Raw genomic sequence first — 18,659 nt, forward strand, 5'->3', positions numbered from 1 at the left:
CTTTTTTCTTTTATATAGAAAAAAAGTCAGCAAAAAGACAGGAAAGGAGTTTTCCTATCTATATAAAAAGATATTCTTTAGCACTATTCCATATAAGCACTTGAATAAGAATTTCTTTTCTTATCAAACTAAGAGAAAAAAAGGGGGAATCTTTATGACCAACTTGTTGAACATGCTGCTGACAAATTTATTTTCTTCCTATTTACTCCATCGTAATTTGCATTGGCATCGTAAGCTTGTAGTGCTTGCTATTCCATTATTTTTACTTTTCATGATGGTGCAGGCGGAGTATATCGTTTCCCGTTTGAAAAAGAATACCTTTCATTTATAAATCGCTTTACAAAAAACACCACAACCTTGGAAAAGTTGTAGTGTTTCTTTTGTTTAGCCTTTTAATACACGATCAATTGCTGTAAGTTCTTCTGTGCTGAAATGAATATTATCTAATGCTTTGACATTGTCTTCGATTTGACTTACTTTACTTGCGCCGATAAGAACACTTGTTACAATACCGTCGCGAAGAATCCAAGCAACTGCCATTTCCGCAAGCGTCTGTCCGCGGTCCTTGGCAATATTGTTTAGTGCTTTTACTTTTTCAATCGTCTGCTCCACATTTTCCTTATGTAGCCAACGTCCCGTTTCTCGATTTGCTCGGGAATCTTTTGGAATGCCATTTAGATAGCGGTCCGTCAATAAGCCTTGAGCAAGGGGGCTATAGGCAATCGCGCCAAGTTGTTTTTCCATTAATACGTCCTTTAATCCATCTTCAATCCAACGATTAAACATGCTGTAGGATGGCTGGTGAATGATGAATGGCGTTTTTTTCGCTTCAAAAATGTCTGCCATTTCCCTTGTTTGCTCTGGAGTGTAGTTAGAAACCCCAACATATAGCGCCTTTCCTTGTCGCACTAATAGATCCAATGCCTCCGCTGTTTCCTCTAATGGTGTTTCTTCATCTGGACGATGGTGATAATAAATGTCCACATAATCTAGTCCCATACGCTTTAAGCTTTGGTCAAGGCTAGAGACTAAATACTTTTTCGAGCCGCCATCGCCATAAGGACCTTTCCACATTGGAAAACCTGCTTTCGTAGAAATAACAAGCTCATCTCGATAAGGCTTTAAATCCTTGTCTAAAATCTTCGCGAAATTCTCCTCCGCACTACCAGCAGGTGGACCATAGTTATTCGCTAAATCAAAATGAGTGATCCCTAAGTCAAATGCTCTTCTCACCAAAGCACGCCCATTTTCAAAAAGATCTACCTCCCCGAAATTATGCCATAATCCTAAGGATAACGCCGATAATTTCAAGCCACTCTTTCCAACACGATTGTACATCATCTTTTCATATCTATTTTCATCTGCAATATACATGATTTCCCTCTTTTCTCTTTATTTATTGGTTATTAACAAATATTTATGTAGTTCTTGGTGAATGGGATGTACGATTTACTAGATTTATGCTGATTCTTTTGCGGATAAACCCATTTTGTTTGTGTAACGGCAAGTTTATTTGCGAGTCTGTGGCTTTTATTTGCGACTTTGTCATTTTTACTTGTGAGTTAGCTGCTTTTATTTGCGAGTTAGCCACATTTACTTGCGACCAACTCCTTTACTTGCAACTTCCGCTCTTTTACTTGCGACTCTCACTCCTTTACTTGCAACTCCCGCTCTTTTACTTGCAACTTCACCATTTTTACTTGCGGTTTCTCCACTCTTACTTGCAACTCCACCTCTCCACCTTGCCCCCCAACAATTCCAACTTCCTTCTACTCCCCAAACGACAGCTGATAATTATAAACAGCTCCAATTAAATTGGCATCGTTCCTGAATTGGCATAATTCCACTTCTGGAAGAAAGGAGGCAACTTTAACGCTTTTGACTACTTTTTCAAGGTGGATATTTAACTCGTCGATTAAGCCTTCTTTGCTAGAAATTCCACCGCCAATGATGATTTTCTCTGGGTCAAAGCTGTATTGAAGATTGTAGATGCCTGTTGCTAAATAGTGATAGAACGTTTCTACTTCCTCTTTTGCTACCGCATCACCTTGTTCTGCGAGCTCAAATACTTCTTTACCGCTTAATTCGGTTTCTAATTCCATTCGCTTGGAATATCGCTTTGCCATTTTGACAGGTGTAGCAAGGTCACTGAATGTTTGATCCTCTTTTAGGAGCATAAAGCCGAACTCGCCACCAAATAAATGCTTGCCGTGTTGAATTTTCCCATCTACGATGACTGCGCCGCCTATTCCAGTGCCGATGACTACAAATAGCACATTCTTCAATCCAGATGCAGCTCCCCGCCAGACCTCTGCAAGCCCTGCACAGTTTGCATCATTTTCGATCGTAACAGGACAATCCAACAATTCTTCTAGCTCGAAAAAAATGGGGAAGTGGTGAATATATGGAAGGGCACTTGCTCCTTCAATTACACCTTTTGATTGGTTTACTGCACCTGGAGCACTGAATGCAACGCCATCAATTGTGTATTTCTTCGCCATCCTTTTTTTTAGCTGGAGCATTTCTTGTTTCAGCTCTTCCCATGATTTCGGTGTAACAAAAGAGCCTTTATCCACTAGCTGTTCTTTTTCCCATATAGCGAACTTTACGGAAGATCCGCCTATATCCATTACTAATAAAGACAAGTTAACATCACCACCCATTTATGTTTACGCTTTCAACCTTATTATAGCCTGTAGTAAAAGACCACCGCAAAGAATGTGCGATGATCTTCTTAAAATATTATTCAAACCCGTTATTGGCACTTACTTCCTTGATCCAATGACCGGATTTCTTAATTGTCTTCACCTGTGTATGAATGTTGTTGGAAATAAATCCATAACGATTGCGATACGCATTCATCCAGCTCCAGCAATCAATTGGCGTCCATAAATGGTAGCCGTAGCAATTGGAGCCTTCTTCAATTCCTTTATGAACCCACTCTAAATGCTCTTGGATAAATTCGATGCGGTAATCATCTTCGATTACACCTTCTTCATTTAAGAAGCGTTCTTCTCGGGAAACGCCCATTCCATTTTCAGAAACGAACCACTCAATATTTTTATAATTATCGCGGATATTAAGGGCGATATCATATAGTGCCTTCGGATAGATTTCCCAGCCTTTATCTAAGTTCATGCGACGACCAGGCATATCATAGTTATCATAGTAACGGTCAGGCATCCAGTCCCCAACACTATTCGGCGCAACATCTGGTGCTTTTACACGGGATGGATGATAGAAATTCACTCCAAGTGTATCAATCGTATTTTCTTTCAAAATCGCAAGCTCTTCTTCAGTGGATTCCCAAATTGCTTTATCTTTTGTTAAAAGCTCTACTAATGCAGGTGGGAATTCCCCATAAACAGCAGCATGCAGGAACAGTTCATTACGCCATAAATCAGCAATTCGACCAGCCTCCACGTCTTCAGGCTTATCACTTGCTGGATAAGAAGGCGTTAGGTTTAGGATAGTTCCGATTTTCGCTCCTGTTTCATTCAGCTTCAGGTCGCGGAATTCTTTAATTGCTTTTGCAGAAGCAAGATTTAAATTGTACGCTACCTGCACTGCTTTTTTCCCATCTACTAGTTTTGGATAATGGAATTGATATAAATATTGACCCTCCACGATGACCATTGGCTCGTTAAAAGTAAACCAATGTTTCACTCGATCGCCGAATAATTCAAAGCAACGACGCGCAAATTTTGCAAAAAGATCCACAACATGCTTAGACTCCCAGCCACCATATTTATGATAAAGCTCTGCTGGCAAATCAAAATGATGCAGGTTAAATACAGGCGTTATTCCTTGCTTAATAAATTCATCAATGACATTATTGTAAAAATTTACGCCATCCTCATTTAAACTAGCTGTCTCGAAATCATCAATCAAACGCGTCCATTGAATCGAAGTACGAACAGAGTTTAAGTTAATCTCTTTCATTAGCGCAATATCTTCTACATAGCTATTATAAAAATTCGATGCTGTGTCTGGTCCAACTTGTTTATAAAATACTTCTGGCTCTACTTCATACCAGTAATCAAATACGTTCGCATGCTGTTTATTAAAACGACCTTCACTTTGCGGTCCAGACGTAGCTGCACCCCACCAAAAATTCTCCGGAAATTTCTTCATTCTCCTATCTCCTTTATCTTTTGTCGTTAAGTCTTCTAATCTAGTAAATTATTTTATTCTGTTATCGTTTTCATTATAATGTATATACTTAAAAAAGTAAATGTCTAGATTAATTTTCATTTTATGAAAATTGTAGTTGTGGTATAAGGGGGATTGCGATTTGGATTATGGTGGCTTGGAGTTTGTTTGCGGTTTTTGGGCTTTTACTTGCGAATTCTACACCTTTACTTGCAACTCCCACTCCTTTACTTGCGACTTCCACACTTTTACTTGCAACTCCCACTCCTTTACTTGCAACTCCCACTCCTTTACTTGCAACTCCCACTCCTTTACTTGCAACTCCTCCATCTTTACTCGCAACTCCCTCCACACAATAAAAATCTAATAAACTTCAAGAAAAAACTGGAATTAATGTATATCTTCTGAATTGTCAGCATTTCTTAGAAGTAACAGTTTTTCATTTAAAGGGGGAGTTAATGATGGGGCGACTTTCGAAGAAGTTGATGGTGGTTGAGGCGGTAAAGGATTGGGTGATGGATGGGAGAGTGAAGCCGGGGGAGCGGATTTATTCGGAGTATGAGCTTTCTAAACTGTTTGATGTGAGCAGGCATACGGTTCGCTTAGCGATTGGGGAGCTTGTGGATGATGGTTGGCTTTATCGGGAGCCAGGTGTTGGCACTTTTTGTGGGGAGCCTTTTGCTAGTAAAAAGGGGGATAACCGAACGAATGGGAAAAATATTGGCGTGATGACTACATATATTTCCGATTATATTTTCCCCTCCATCATTCGTGGAATGGAGAGCTATTTGACGGATAGAGGCTATTCCTTAACCGTAGTCTGTACGGAAAATAATCATGCCAAAGAGCGGTTATGTATTCGAAACCTCCTTGATTTGCAAATGGATGGACTTATTTTAGAGCCGACTAAAAGTAGTCAATTCAATCCCAATATGGACTATTATCTCGAGCTAGAGGAACGTAATATTCCATATGTGATGATTAATCAATATTATTCGCAGCTCTCTCCTTTTCATTTCATTATGGATGATGTCAAGGGTGGGTATATGGCAACTGAGCATTTGATTCAGCTTGGTCATGAACAAATTCTAGGAATCTTTAAGTCGGATGATTTGCAGGGCGTTCATCGGATGAAAGGTTTTTTACAGGCGATGCGAAATGGGAAGCTTTCGATTGTTCCGGAGCTTATGGTAACCTTTACGACGGAACAATTAAGCGATGATTTTGAGGAGAAATTATTGAATACGCTTACAAACAAAAAGACGATGCCCACTGCAATTGTTTGTTACAACGATCTCGTCGCACAATCCGCATTAAAGGTTTTACAAAAATTACAATTATCCGTACCCGAGGATGTCTCCCTTATCGGTTTTGATGATTCGTCTTTAGCCGAGGAAATAAACCTAACAACCATTGCCCATCCAAAAAACCGTATGGGAATCGATGCCGCAAAATTCATTATTGCAGCAGTTGAGGGTAAAGAACTCGATTCATCTACTATCTATGAACCAGAATTAATCGTACGTTCTTCCACCGACATCGGAAAAAAGAACAAATCCGCAGTGTTCTAACACCTGCGGATTCTTGTCTACTATAATAAGACTTTTCCTATTAATCCACTAATAATCCCTAAAACAACGACGGAAAGACTGACAAATACGAGTACTTTCCTCGGGAAGGATTTAGCGACCATCAATAAGGATGGCAAGCTAATGCTTGGTAAGGTAATAAGCAAGGCAGCAGCTGGTCCTGCTCCAAGTCCCATCAGCATTAGTGTTTGAATAATTGGGATTTCTGCGGCTGTCGGAATAACGAAAAGCATTCCAGCAATGGCAAAAATCAGAATAGCAATCAAACTATTTGACATGCTGTCACTTAATTGAGGAAAAATCCAAAAACGTGCAGCTCCTAAAATTAAAACAGACAGAACATACGCCGGAATGACATAAAGAACCATGCTTCCTAAAGAAGTAAGCCATCTTTTCATAAAAGAACGCTTATCCTCTTCGGCATCTTCTAGTAATTTATCAACCGATACAGCTGGTGTATCTTTTACAAAGCGATTAGCGAGATAGCTAATGCCAAAGGTTAAGATTAGTCCAATCACAAGTCGTAGTAATGTAAACTTCCAAGAAAGGACAAAGGTCATGAAAATTAAGGTTGCGGGATTGATTGTCGGGTTTCCAATCCAAAAAGCTAAGCTTGCGCCGACAGAAGCATTCTTTTTGCGAAGTCCAACAGCAACTGGCGCGGCACAGCAAGTACACATCATTCCCGGAATGGATGCAAGTCCAGCTGCAGCTGTACTGCCAAAGCTAGTTTTCCCCAGAACCTTCAGCAACCACCCCGACGGCAAAAGTACTTGAACAAGTGATCCTAGGAGAATACCTAATACAGCTGCTTTCCATACAGATTGGAAGTAGACAACAGTATAATCTACTGCCGCACTCCATGTAAAAGAGTTTGCAAGCTGATCTTGGAGAATGGAATCTCCGATAGAATGTGTTTGAAAAGAAAGGATTGCTTTATGATAATATGGCCACCATTTCACATAAGTAAGACCAATTACCGTAACTACTATAAATAGAAAAGCGAACCAAAACGTCCTTTTTTGGCTTGATTGCTCCTCTGTTAATGTACTCATCTCTTTCACCTTCGATATCATTAAATTAAGTGCGTTTAAATTATATCACATATTTATTTTTAGACACTCGAAAAAGATTTACCCTCCTTTTTTTCCCAAGCAATCTACTTAACATGCATTGTCCTGCTAACTGCTTTATAATAGAGAATGAAGCTTATAAAAAAAATATTTATTTTACTAGAAAGAAGGTTGGTGTCATATGACACAGTCTTATTCCGTTAAACTTACATCTTTATCCTCAAAAGGAGGCTGCGGTTGTAAAATTGGACCTGCTGATTTATCGGAAGTGATTCGTACTCTTCCCCCAGCTGAAAAAAATCCAAATCTTCTTGTTGGCTTAGATACAAGCGATGACGCTGGCGTATACAAGCTTACAGATGATTTAGCGATTGTCCAAACCGTTGATTTTTTCACACCGATTGTGGATGATCCCTATTCATTCGGACAAATTGCTGCGGCGAATGCCTTAAGTGATATATATGCAATGGGTGGAAAACCATTAACTGCCTTAAATATCGTTGCTTTCCCTATTTCTGTATTGGAAAAAGAAATTCTGGCTGATATTATGCGTGGTGCTGGCGATAAAGTAAAGGAAGCTGGAGCTACTCTTGTTGGCGGTCATTCCATTGATGATAAAGAGCCTAAATTTGGTCTTGCTGTCACTGGTACGATTCATCCAGATAAAGTACGTACAAATGCCGGAGCTAAGCCGACTGATAAATTAATTTTAACCAAACCAATAGGTGTCGGCATATTAACTACTTCTATTAAAAGAGGACTTTTGACAACAGAAGAAATTGATCGTGTTACGACAGTTATGGCTACACTGAATAAGAAGGCTGCCGAAGTAATGAATGCTTATGACGTCCATGCTTGTACGGATGTCACTGGATTTGGACTTCTTGGACATGCTTCTGAAATGGCGAAAGGAAGCAATACCACTATTAAAATCGCGTCCAAGCAGGTTCCTGTTCTTCCTCGTGTAAAAGAACTTGCACAAGAAGGCGTTATTCCTGGTGGTACGAAAAATAACTTTGCACATTTAGAAGGCGATGTTACTTTCTCTTCTGAATTGGATGAAATCGATCAATTGATTTTATGCGATGCTGTAACCTCTGGTGGATTGCTCATCTCCGTTAAAGGCGATCAAGCAGATGCATTATTACAGGAATTAGTTGGCGCTGGTGTAGAAGCTGCCATCATTGGTGACGTCACAGAAGAACAGCCTGGTCATATTTTTGTTGGGTAAGAGAAAGGCGGAGCTACCTTGTTTCAAGATATAACGATTGAACGATTATTTGAATTACGGGAGAAAAAAGAATTTTCTTTAGTGGACGTTCGTTCTCCCTCTGAATTTCATGAGCACTCTATTCCAGGCAGTATTAATATTCCACTTTTTACAGATGAAGAAAGAGCAGAGGTGGGAACGATTTATAAACAAGTCAGCGTAGACGCTGCAAAGGCTCGCGGCTTGGAAATTGTTTCTGCCAAACTTCCTGCTTTCATCCAATCCTTCCAGGAATTATCTAGGGATGTAGTGGTATTCTGCTGGCGCGGTGGAATGCGTAGTAAAACAGCGGCAACGCTTATTGATTTAATGGGTGTGCATAGCTACCGCTTGCAAGGCGGATTCCGTACGTATCGCCAATGGGTCATTCATAAATTAGATACGATGGAAATGGCACAAGATGCGATTGTGTTAAATGGCTACACTGGTTCCAATAAAACAGTGATTCTACAGCAATTAAAACAAGAAGGACTTCCTATTCTTGAATTGGAAGGAATGGCGAATCACCGTGGGTCGATCTTCGGACAAATTGGCCTGAAGCCTAACAATCAGAAGACATTTGATTCCTTACTTGTCGGCGAAATCGAAAAGCTCCCCTCTTCTCCCTATTTTTTAATGGAGGGAGAAAGCAAGCGCATCGGAAAAGTATTGATGCCAGACTTTCTTTTGAAAAAAAAGGAGAATGGCGTGCAGCTCTTTATCCATATGCCAATTGAGGAGAGAGTCCAGCATATATTAGCAGACTATTCTCCATGGGATCATCACGACGAATGTGTAGAAGCATTCCAGTTAATTAAGCGACGCATTCACACACCTGCTGCCGCAAAAATAGAAGATGCATTGCAGACCGAAAATTACGCCGAAGCCGTCACCTTGCTGCTAACCTATTACTACGATCCACTCTATGAAAGAACAGCAATGCAATACAAAGATGAACAAACAATTGATTTATACGTGAAAAATACAGAGGATGCGATTGCCAAAGTGAAGGAATTTTGGCAAAAGAAAAGTCGCACAGCCCAGAAGAGCGAAGTTAACTAGCACTTTGTTGGGTCTTGGGTTTTGGGTTATGAGTAAGCTTTACTGCTTGTGTTTTGGACGAGTGGTAGAGCTTTTTTGTTGTTGGGAATTTGGGAGAGAAGTTGGGGGTTATGATTTGGAAGTTGAGGTTTATTTTCTAAGGCTTTGGGTTGTGAGCTGAAAGTTTGGTTTTATTGTCCAAAGTTATTGCTTTATGATCCAAAATTTCGGGTTTATTGTCCAAAGTTCCTGATTTATGATCCAAAATTTTTGTTTATTGTCCAAACGTATCCCCTACTACTCTTTAATTAAGGGCCAGCGTAAAAAGCAGTAAAAATTAACAAATGAAAACCGCTTTCCCCATCCCCCTCTCCCCAAAACCAACAAAAAAAACACCTCTCAAATGTAGATTTCCCTACACTCAAAAGGTGTTTCTTCTTATAATACTTTGATTTTTGCTAAATCAGCTTTATCAAGTACTTCTTTCATATATTCAAGAATTTCTTCTTTCATTTCATCACGTTGTAACGCAAATTCTAATGTTGTTTTTACGAATCCTAGCGTTTCGCCAACATCGTAACGATCTCCTGCGAAATCATATGCAAATACGCGTTGAATTTGGTTTAATTGTTGGATAGCGTCTGTTAATTGGATTTCTCCGCCTGCGCCTGTTTGTTGCTTTTCTAAGTACATGAAGATTTCTGGTGTTAGGACATAGCGACCCATGATTGCTAGGTTAGATGGAGCTGTTCCAGGTGCTGGTTTTTCAATGAAATTGTTAACCTGGTATCTTCTTCCTTCGCTATCGCTTGGATCTACAATTCCGTAACGATGTGTTTCGTTGTCTGGTACTGATTGAACACCAATAACAGAAGCATGTGTTTCTTCATATTGGTCAATTAATTGTTTTAGGCAAGGTGTATCGCTTTGTACGATATCATCACCAAGTAAAACAGCAAAAGGCTCATCGCCAATAAAGCTTTTCGCACACCAAACGGCATGTCCTAAGCCTTTAGGCTCTTTTTGTCTAATATAATGAATATCTGCAAGATTAGAAGAGTATTGAACTTTTTCAAGTAAATCAAATTTCTTCTTATCACGAAGGTTTTGTTCTAATTCGTGGGCGTAATCGAAGTGATCTTCAATCGCTCTTTTTCCTTTACCAGTAACAATAATAATATCTTCAATACCAGAAGCAATTGCTTCTTCTACAATATATTGAATAGTAGGTTTATCGACAATTGGTAACATTTCTTTCGGCATTGCTTTCGTTGCTGGCAAAAATCTAGTTCCTAGACCAGCGGCTGGAATGATCGCTTTTCTTACTTTTTTCAAGTTATTTCCTCCTTTAGGCAATTCACTTTATGATTATACCATTTTTTTGCTAAAAAGGAACTCTAATCCGTATTTCATTTTTGTAAAATTATTACACATTTAATAGAATAGTGTTCTATATTATGTCCGAAAAAAAGAAAATACTAGATTCCAAACATAATATCGTTCTTAATAACGTACGTCTATCGTATCACTTTTTCATATCTTTGAAAATAGTTATATATGTATTTTTAATTAAACTTATCACTTCTTGAAATATTTTGTCAAATAGCCCTCCTTTTTATATGTTGAATATTCAGAAAACTTTATTTAAGCATACAAAAAAAGAGCTGTAATTACAACCCTTTTTTTACAACATTATTCAGCAAATACTTCTTCCTCTGTAACCCATTTGTGATTGGTTACCATCTCGCCGCCTGTTGTTGGTTGGTAATCTACCATATACACGGTTGTGTTCTCAGCGGATTCAATGGTTGCCTTTGCGCCTTTCATGCCTTCCATATGATCTGCTTCCAGGGTAACCTCTGTCCCTTTCTCAAGCATTTCACTTCCAGCATCCTTTATTTCATCCTGAATTACCCATTTATGATGCTTGACTGGGTCTCCTCCTGTCGTTGGAGTGTAAGTCACTTGATAGGCAATGGTATCGAACGCATTTAATACAGTCGCATCTGCTCCGTCCATCCCTTCCATGTGATCCGCTTTTAAGATCACTTGACTACCTTCCTTATAGGTGGGATCTTCTGCAGGCTCTAGTCCGTCGGGAATATCTGTAGAGCCAGATTCTTGATGCTCATGCTCGGTGTGACTTGATTCCTTGTCACTATTTTCTTCAGCAGTTGAACAGCCATAGAACAATAGCAATACGCAGAAAATAGCAGCGATATAAACATGTCTACTTTTCATTTTCTACCTCCTCTATTATGAATTCTTTCACTCTAGAGGATTTTTTAAACATACAAAAACCATTAATTGGCTAAAGGTAATCGAATGATGAAGGTTGTGCCGACACCATTTTCTGATACGAAATCGATTTCGCCTTTATGTTCTGCGATAATATTATAGCAGATGACTAATCCGAGACCTGTTCCTTTTTCTTTTGTTGTATAAAAAGGTTCGCCAAGTTTATTCTTTATTTCATTGGGAATTCCTTTTCCATTGTCCTTAATGGTGACGACAATCCATTCCCCATCCAGTCTTGCTTCCATATTGATAATGCCGCCATTATCCATTGCTTCAATTGCATTTTTGACCAGATTGATAAAAACCTGTTTCATTTGATCAACATTACATAAAGCATATAAATTATTATCATATGTATCTAAATTAATGGCCACATTATCTAGATTGGCTTGTGACTGCATTAATGTATAGACATCCAGGAGAATCTTCCCAATATTTATTTCTTTAATTTCTGACGTAACTGGCTTTCCTAGAAACATTAACTCGCTGGCAATGGTTTCGATCCGATTAATTTCGATATCAAGGATTGGATAGATATCTTCTAATTTCATTGCTCCTTCGTATGCGAGCTTTAGGAACCCTTTAATAGCAGTAAGAGGATTTCTAATTTCATGGGCAATACTTGCTGCTAATTGACCCGCGATTCCTAGTTTTTCATTCTTAATCTGAAGCTGTTGATTTTCTTTTCTAACACTTATATCTCTGGCGATGATAATAATTGTTGAGCTTAAATCCTCGAAGAGAAAAGGATATGCTAAAATCTCTACCTCTACTATTTTTCCCTTAGAGGTAATAAGCTCCATTTCGTAGGGAGCGGCTATTTCTCCTCCCCAAATAAGCTCTTCTTTTTCTAGATACTTTTCTAAGAAATCTGGTTCCATAATCTCATAAGCTGACTTTCCAACAATGTCTTCGGTTTCTAATAGTTTTTCAGCTGCTTTATTTGCATACATAATAATATTATTGGAAGTAATGAAGACCGCATCCAGCATGTCTTCTACTAGTCGGGAATAGTAGGTTTGTGCTAGCTGAAGATTGGCAATCGTTTCTTCGTATTTGCCATTTCTTATTGGGGAAGGAACCTTTATTTCTTTTGTATAACCATTAGATAATGAAAATTCCGTATCTGTCATCACATATGGATGGTAGTTTTTTAAATCGATATAATTGCTTGCAGATAATTGTGTCCCATCATAGACACATACCGCATAATTATGATAGTCCCTTATGTACTCGTCCACTTCATTCTCATATTGAAGGAGGTGGTCCATGATTTTGTCTTGATTGGAGAGAATGGGGGCTTTTCCCCAAAAACGAATCGTTATATCCCTATTGAAAAAATAACTAGAATCAATCGAGCCACTAATTGCTTCTATAATATTAGCTAAATGAAGATTTCCACTACTATGGTAGACCTCTTCACTATCTACAAAATAAATCCGACTAATTTTTTCCTTATTCAACCCTCTTTCTTCCAGCTTTTTGATTATTAGTGGCCATATTTCCTTCTGATCTACAAAGACAACTTTTTGCTCCAAAAGCAGACCAGCTTTAATGAAGGACGCTGCATTCGTTATGTATGTATCTTCGTTGTTTGTTATGTACATGATATGGGCGCCATAAGTCATATCAGAGAGATTTGTAAGAGCAATCTCTGGATGAAACCTTGTCTGAGGAGTATATACAGCCATTAAAAACCCCCAACTTTCTTTATAAGTTTAATATCCTTTTATTATAGCACGGAAATTTCCGACAATTCGGCTCATTTTTGTTTTTCCATAAAAATTAAAGGGACAGTTCTTAACTGCTTTAATGCAGTTAAGAACTGTCCCTTCTCTTATTCTTCATATTCATATAATGTGGCACTTTCAATATAGTTAATAAATCGGCGCAAGTCTTTTGCCTGCTCTCGATTTAACTCCCCTTTTTCATACATTTGCTGAATGGAAGCACGCTGTTGATCAACGATGTGTAAACGTAGTTCCTCCTTCTGTTCCTGCATTTTCTCATTAAAGGCTTCACTTGGTTTTTCCCAGCGATCGACCATTCGTTGATACTCTAGAATGACTACTTGTATTTGCTGCTTTTGCTCCGATGATTCTTTCCCTTTTTCTAGATATGATATGGCGGATTTCATCGAGTTTAACTGAATTTCTTTTCCGATGCGAACTTGCTCTCTTCTATCCATCTTTGTACTACGATTCTTTCGCATGATGCGACCCCAGCTTCTCATCACTTTTCCAAAGAGAAACCTCGTTCCCGCCTGAACATTTGTGGAAAGTGCCTCTTCCCGATAATCCAATGATTTTTCAAATACTTCAAACACTTCTTCTGTCATTTTATGCTCATCGAATAATTGGTGAATATAGTTTCGTTCTTGCTTTAAAGCGCGCAATCTTATTTCTGTCATTGTTCTTAGATTAGTCTCTTCTTCCTCTGTTCCTGCCACGTGATTTAACTGCCGAATGCGGCGTTTATATTCATCGATTAATTCATAAGCTGCTGCGCTATTTTCTTCCGTCATTTCTAGATATAGCTTATCAATGGTTGCCAGCATAATCCTTTTCTTGGTAGTGATTAATAAATCCTCATCATCCATTTCGAATGTACCACTATTTTTACTAAGATATGGCAAGAATATCGTCGCTGCAAGTAAAGTAAAGAGAATAACACCTGCAGCAAGAAAGAGAATTAATGATCGTTCAGGAAATCCTTGTCCAGTATGGATAACAAATGGGATGGATAGAACCCCTGCCATAGTTACTGCACCTCGAACTCCCGTCAAACTAACAATTAGTGTATGCTTTATACTTGGCTTCTCCATTTCATTCGTTTGATCCATCTTATATTCATAAATGGAAAATAAATACGACCAACAAAAGCGGATACCAAGTATGACAATCCCGATTAAAAGGACATAACCGATAATTAACCAATTGCTCAAGGACGGATCTTCTACCGTATCTACAATGGAAGAAGGGATATTTAAGCCTAATAATAAGAAAACTATGCCATTGAGAATAAATATAACGATGGACCAAATGTTTTCTGTTAAAACCTGTTCCTCCGCAAGCATTGTCTCTGTTCTCTCACTTACTAATGAATGAATAATCCCACCGACCACTACAGCAATAACACCAGAAGCATGAAGCATTTCCTCTGCAACAATAAAGATTAAGAAGGGAGTCAACACCTGTAATAAAGAGTGAAAGGTAACATCCTGTATCCCTTGTTTTCGTAAAATAAAACGAATCATGATAATAAGAAGACTCAAAACTAATCCTGCAACTGCCCCTATGAAAAAGGTGTACGTAAAATCAGTAATCGCCTCTGTAATCGAGAAATAGCCTGTAACCACAGCCGCAACCGCATAATTAAAGGCTACTAATCCTGAAGCATCATTGATAAGCGATTCCCCTCTCACTAGGTTGAGCACTTTTGCCGGAATATGAATTCGCTTCGCAATCCCATTTACTGCAACTGGATCTGTCGGGGAAAGAATCGCTGCTAATGCAAAGGCTGCAGCCAACGGAATACTTGGAATAAGCCAATGAATAAAGTATCCCCCAACAATCGTTGTCAGCAACACCAAAATAATCGCATTCCCGAGAATGGACGTGCGCATTTTCCATAGTTCTTCTCTTGGAAAATGTCTGCCATCGTTATAAAGCAACGGAGCAACGAAGAGTAGTAAAAACCACTCTGCCTCTAGCTCGAACTCAAATTCAGAAAATAAAAGGGCCATCACAACTCCAAAAGCAATTTGCGTAAGCGCAGTGGGAATGGACGGGATATAATGGCTAACAATATTGGATATTAGTAAACAAAATAATAGTAAAATAATTGTAATTAGCAGATCCATTTTGTCGTCTCCTTGAAGTTTGCTTTGATTAGTTTCTCTCATTTTAAAGTGGATTATGTTGTTCTTGTTGTTAGGACGATCAAAAAGGTAGCAACCCTCTTTCTGACCGACTAAAAAGAGACTCCTTTTAATGGAATCTCTCTATATGCTTAAACCGTATATCTTTCTTTTATCAATTTCAAATGATGGCGTTCATGACCTGCAATAATATAGGCAAGGGCATTCACCGTAAATTCTCCATTATTAGCAAAGCCTCTTTTTTCCCAGGCATCCTCTGAAAGACCTTTTATCAAAGCAACGCTAGACGCACGAACCGTTGCGAACTCTTGAAGAAGATCATCTATTGTTCTTGTCGAAAAATTAGCATTCTCCACATAGCTTTCATCATCATAGCCTGCTAACTGCGTTTGATCTCCCCTTGCGATTCGCAGTAAGCGATAAGCCTGAATTCTTTCCGTGTCGATAATATGACCAATCACTTCAATAAGAGACCACTTGCCTTCCGCATAACGAAAATCCTTGCGATCTTCCTTTGCCTTCACATATGCAATCGTTTCCTCTAGCTGAGAAGCAAGGATTTCAATGATGTTTCCTGCTGGAACTAAGCCTACGTAACCTCTATAATGTTCTGGATAATCCGTAATTGCTGGTATAGTCATCTTTATTCCTCCTTATCCTTCTTTAGGGGATTCTGGTCCTTTTAATTCTAGCTGATAAAAAGCCAAATCTAGCCATTTCTCAAATTTATAGCCTGCTTTTTTAATCGTGCCTGAATAAGTAAAGCCTAGTTTCTCATGAATGAAAATACTGCCTTGATTCGTACTGTCGATACCCGCAATAAGCGTTGCGTAGCTCTCCTCTTCTGCACGCTCGATTAGTACTTTTAATAGCTTTGTGCCAATTCCTTTTTTTCGTGCCTCTTTATGGACATACACAGAATGCTCAATGGAATACTTGTATGCTGGCCATGCCCGAAATGGACCATATGTAGCAAACCCAAGCACTTTCCCATCCTCCTCAAAAACAAAAAGAGGATATCCCCCCTCCGTTTTCTGGTTAAACCACACTTTTCTATCTTCCAAGGAATGCGCACGATAATCATATACAGCCGTTGTATGTAAGATTGCATCATTATATATTTCTAAAACCTCTCCTAAATCTGTTTCCTTCATCTCTCGGATCATCGCTATATCCCCTTTTTTCTACTATTGGAAAAATTCCATCAAAACTTTATAATCTTATTAAGTAAGATACCAATTCGTGGAGAAAAATGAAAGTATTTTTTATTAGAGGAGGGTAACATTTTTATAAAAAAAAAGATGCCATTTTAGCTGACATCTCTTACTTTTTCTGGCTATTATAGCCTTTATCTCCAAATGGCTCGAGTTTATCTAGCCACTTTTCTTCTAGCTTTGCTAGCTCTTCTTTTTCATTATAATAAGGATCCTCTTTCGGCTTTAACACCTCTACTATCTCGAAGGAAAATGCATCCTTCCCATATCCCTTCCATTCATCCACTAATTTTTTATTGGCATATCCGCCATTTTCTAAGGAGAATTTAACTCCATTGATTGTTTTAAAATTTCGTGTGCTAACTACACAAACTTTACCATTCTTAGTATTTGTTATCGTATAAATACCAGCCTCAATCGGAATTTCTCGATATTGCTGTTTTAGCTCTTTTTTGCGGTCCATATTTTTTCCCTTCTCTCATTTTTTTAGCCAATAAAGACTTCCATCTGCCTTGCGATCAAGAAATCCGTATTCAATTAAATATCTTCTGATTACAACATAGTCATCATAAATAGTCATTAAAAGCTGATTTAGTTCCTTTTCCGAGTAGCTTTCCTGTACCTCTAATCGCTTTGCTATTTCACGAAGCACCATCAACTTTTGCTTTTGTTTAATCGGAAATTTACTCAAGACCCCAGCGTTGAAATATTTAGCCACTATTTCTTCCTGTTCTTCTGCCGTAATATTATATCGGTCATCTACCATCGTTGCCGTTTTATGGACAGGTACAAAACTAGGCGCATAATTGTCCTTTTCCTTCATTAACTCCATAATCGCCAGAAAATTTCTTGCTTGCCTCTCTTTTTCCTTCAAAGCAAAACGATGATGCCTAATCGTTGAAGCACTGCCAATATCCAGCTCCTTCTTCACCTCTGCATCACTTTTCCCTTGATAAAAAAGCTCCAGCAATTTCGTCTGATGCTCCGTTAACCCCGTCATCTTTTTATCCAGACCAATCAAATAATGAAAAACAGATTGATGAACAGCTTCAATATGGCCCTTCATAAACTTCTCCGCCTCATATAATTTCCCATCCTGCGGATAAATAACGCCTTTCTCTACCTGCTCCCCACATAAAAGACAAAGATAACTTTCAGTTTCCTCTATATACCCCCTTTTTAATTCATCGATTGTCGCATGTTGAAAAGAAGATGAAACATCCATTAAAACAAACACCTCTTTATTTTGTTTGTTATTTTATAAACAAATTTTATTTTTGTTAGTTATATAATAAGTGAGTTTTGGTTAATCGTCAATGTTTTTTGGGGTGGGGATTGCTTTTGGGTGGCTGGGTTTTGGCATTTTTGTGGGGGGACTTTGGCTTTTATTAATTTGATGAACGCCACTTTTTGCTATACGGCTTGGCTTTTTGGCATTCATTCTCTTCATGAACACCACTTTTCAATTCGTTACTTTCCTTTTTAGCGTTCATCCCACTTCCTCCCTCTCTAGTAATCTCCCAATAGACTTACCAAAATAAGTATATTAACATAGAAGAAACAACATTGATGGAGGATTCTATATGAATATTCTTTGGGATTTTGATGGAACGTTATTTGATACGTATCCTGCTTATACCGATATTCTTTACAAGGTACTTGGAGAACAAGTAGATAAAGAGGCTATATATAAAGAGTTAAAAATTTCTTTTTCTCATGCGATTCAATTTTTCCAGCTAACGGAACAGCAAGTAAGGGAGATTAAGGCTATGAATAAAGCTATTGATGCGAAGGATGTATTGCCTTTTCCTGGGGTTGAGGAGATTTTAAAAGCAGCAGATACGAATGTGATTATGACACATAAAAGCTATGCAGGTGTTACCAATTTTCTTCGGCATTATGGATGGGAGAAATATTTTACAGAAATAGTCACTTTAGAAAATGGGTTTCCTCGGAAGCCTGCAGTAGATTCCTATCACTATTTACATACGAAGTATTCCATTGATTTGGCGATTGGGGACAGAGAGCTGGATTTAATTCCAGCCAATAAATTAGGGATTCAAAGCTGTATGTTCCAAAACGAGTGTGAAATTGCTGACTATCATCTAGTAGACTATGCCGACTTTTTCACGGTATATCGGATGACAGGTAAAGCATAATATA

General features: G+C 38.5%; 18 protein-coding genes. 5 read left to right on the forward strand and 13 right to left on the reverse strand.

The features are described from left to right. Positions 1 to 154: 154 nt before the first annotated feature. On the forward strand, positions 155 to 331 hold the full coding sequence (locus NYE52_RS20200) for a hypothetical protein (protein WP_341194715.1): 177 nt from the start codon (positions 155 to 157) through the stop codon (positions 329 to 331). A gap of 53 nt (positions 332 to 384) precedes the next feature. On the opposite strand, the gene mgrA is transcribed toward NYE52_RS20200, so the two are convergent. From mgrA to NYE52_RS20220, 4 genes are all read right to left on the reverse strand, one after another. After that, complete coding sequence (gene mgrA, locus NYE52_RS20205) at positions 385 to 1,374, reverse strand: L-glyceraldehyde 3-phosphate reductase (protein ID WP_445669125.1); 990 nt, start codon at positions 1,372 to 1,374, stop codon at positions 385 to 387. A gap of 395 nt (positions 1,375 to 1,769) precedes the next feature. After that, positions 1,770 to 2,645 (reverse strand): ROK family protein, encoded by an 876-nt coding sequence (locus NYE52_RS20210; protein WP_341194716.1) that lies wholly within the window; start codon positions 2,643 to 2,645, stop codon positions 1,770 to 1,772. A gap of 97 nt (positions 2,646 to 2,742) precedes the next feature. Then, positions 2,743 to 4,134 (reverse strand): glycoside hydrolase family 1 protein, encoded by a 1,392-nt coding sequence (locus tag NYE52_RS20215; protein ID WP_341194717.1) that lies wholly within the window; start codon positions 4,132 to 4,134, stop codon positions 2,743 to 2,745. A gap of 121 nt (positions 4,135 to 4,255) precedes the next feature. After that, on the reverse strand, positions 4,256 to 4,504 hold the full coding sequence (locus NYE52_RS20220; protein WP_341194718.1) for a hypothetical protein: 249 nt from the start codon (positions 4,502 to 4,504) through the stop codon (positions 4,256 to 4,258). A 109-nt stretch (positions 4,505 to 4,613) separates the two neighbouring features. Here NYE52_RS20220 and NYE52_RS20225 point away from each other — a divergent pair, with 109 nt between their 5' ends. Further along, positions 4,614 to 5,723 carry a GntR family transcriptional regulator gene (locus NYE52_RS20225; RefSeq protein WP_341195250.1) on the forward strand — a complete coding sequence of 370 codons (1,110 nt, stop codon included), beginning with the start codon at positions 4,614 to 4,616 and terminating at the stop codon, positions 5,721 to 5,723. Positions 5,724 to 5,743: 20 nt separating this feature from the next. Here NYE52_RS20225 and NYE52_RS20230 read toward each other — a convergent pair whose 3' ends face one another. Beyond that, a complete protein-coding gene (locus tag NYE52_RS20230) occupies positions 5,744 to 6,796 on the reverse strand; it encodes a permease (RefSeq protein ID WP_341194719.1) in 1,053 nt (350 codons plus the stop codon). Between the two features lie 199 nt (positions 6,797 to 6,995). Between NYE52_RS20230 and selD the strand changes: the two genes are divergently transcribed. Both selD and mnmH read left to right on the forward strand, forming a co-directional pair. After that, positions 6,996 to 8,045: a selenide, water dikinase SelD gene (selD, locus tag NYE52_RS20235; protein ID WP_341194720.1), complete on the forward strand. Its 1,050-nt coding sequence runs from the start codon at positions 6,996 to 6,998 to the stop codon at positions 8,043 to 8,045. Between the two features lie 18 nt (positions 8,046 to 8,063). Beyond that, positions 8,064 to 9,125 (forward strand): tRNA 2-selenouridine(34) synthase MnmH, encoded by a 1,062-nt coding sequence (gene mnmH, locus NYE52_RS20240; protein WP_341194721.1) that lies wholly within the window; start codon positions 8,064 to 8,066, stop codon positions 9,123 to 9,125. Between the two features lie 417 nt (positions 9,126 to 9,542). On the opposite strand, the gene galU is transcribed toward mnmH, so the two are convergent. The 8 genes from galU to NYE52_RS20280 all read right to left on the reverse strand — a co-directional run bounded on the left by galU (position 9,543) and on the right by NYE52_RS20280 (position 17,721). After that, entirely contained in the window at positions 9,543 to 10,439 is an 897-nt protein-coding gene (gene galU / locus NYE52_RS20245; protein ID WP_341194722.1) for a UTP--glucose-1-phosphate uridylyltransferase GalU, read from the reverse strand. 357 nt (positions 10,440 to 10,796) lie between these two features. Beyond that, on the reverse strand, positions 10,797 to 11,345 hold the full coding sequence (locus tag NYE52_RS20250; protein WP_341194723.1) for a YdhK family protein: 549 nt from the start codon (positions 11,343 to 11,345) through the stop codon (positions 10,797 to 10,799). Between the two features lie 62 nt (positions 11,346 to 11,407). After that, positions 11,408 to 13,093, reverse strand: coding sequence for an ATP-binding protein (locus NYE52_RS20255; protein WP_341194724.1), 1,686 nt, complete (start codon positions 13,091 to 13,093; stop codon positions 11,408 to 11,410). Between the two features lie 146 nt (positions 13,094 to 13,239). Continuing rightward, the gene (locus tag NYE52_RS20260) at positions 13,240 to 15,264 is read right to left on the reverse strand and encodes a Na+/H+ antiporter (RefSeq protein ID WP_341194725.1); all 2,025 of its coding nucleotides are present in this window, start codon (positions 15,262 to 15,264) and stop codon (positions 13,240 to 13,242) included. Positions 15,265 to 15,413: 149 nt separating this feature from the next. Next, on the reverse strand, positions 15,414 to 15,923 hold the full coding sequence (locus NYE52_RS20265) for a DinB family protein (protein ID WP_341194726.1): 510 nt from the start codon (positions 15,921 to 15,923) through the stop codon (positions 15,414 to 15,416). 12 nt (positions 15,924 to 15,935) lie between these two features. Then, complete coding sequence (locus NYE52_RS20270) at positions 15,936 to 16,448, reverse strand: GNAT family N-acetyltransferase (protein WP_341194727.1); 513 nt, start codon at positions 16,446 to 16,448, stop codon at positions 15,936 to 15,938. Positions 16,449 to 16,605: 157 nt separating this feature from the next. Next, positions 16,606 to 16,959, reverse strand: coding sequence for a GIY-YIG nuclease family protein (locus NYE52_RS20275; RefSeq protein ID WP_341194728.1), 354 nt, complete (start codon positions 16,957 to 16,959; stop codon positions 16,606 to 16,608). A gap of 15 nt (positions 16,960 to 16,974) precedes the next feature. Next, positions 16,975 to 17,721, reverse strand: coding sequence for a DUF2087 domain-containing protein (locus NYE52_RS20280; protein WP_341194729.1), 747 nt, complete (start codon positions 17,719 to 17,721; stop codon positions 16,975 to 16,977). A 358-nt stretch (positions 17,722 to 18,079) separates the two neighbouring features. On the opposite strand from NYE52_RS20280, the gene NYE52_RS20285 reads away from it, so the two are divergent. Then, entirely contained in the window at positions 18,080 to 18,655 is a 576-nt protein-coding gene (locus tag NYE52_RS20285; protein ID WP_341194730.1) for an HAD hydrolase-like protein, read from the forward strand. Positions 18,656 to 18,659 lie beyond the last annotated feature (4 nt).

The organism is Niallia sp. FSL W8-0635 (assembly GCF_038007965.1).
Lineage (GTDB): Bacteria > Bacillota > Bacilli > Bacillales > Cytobacillaceae > Niallia.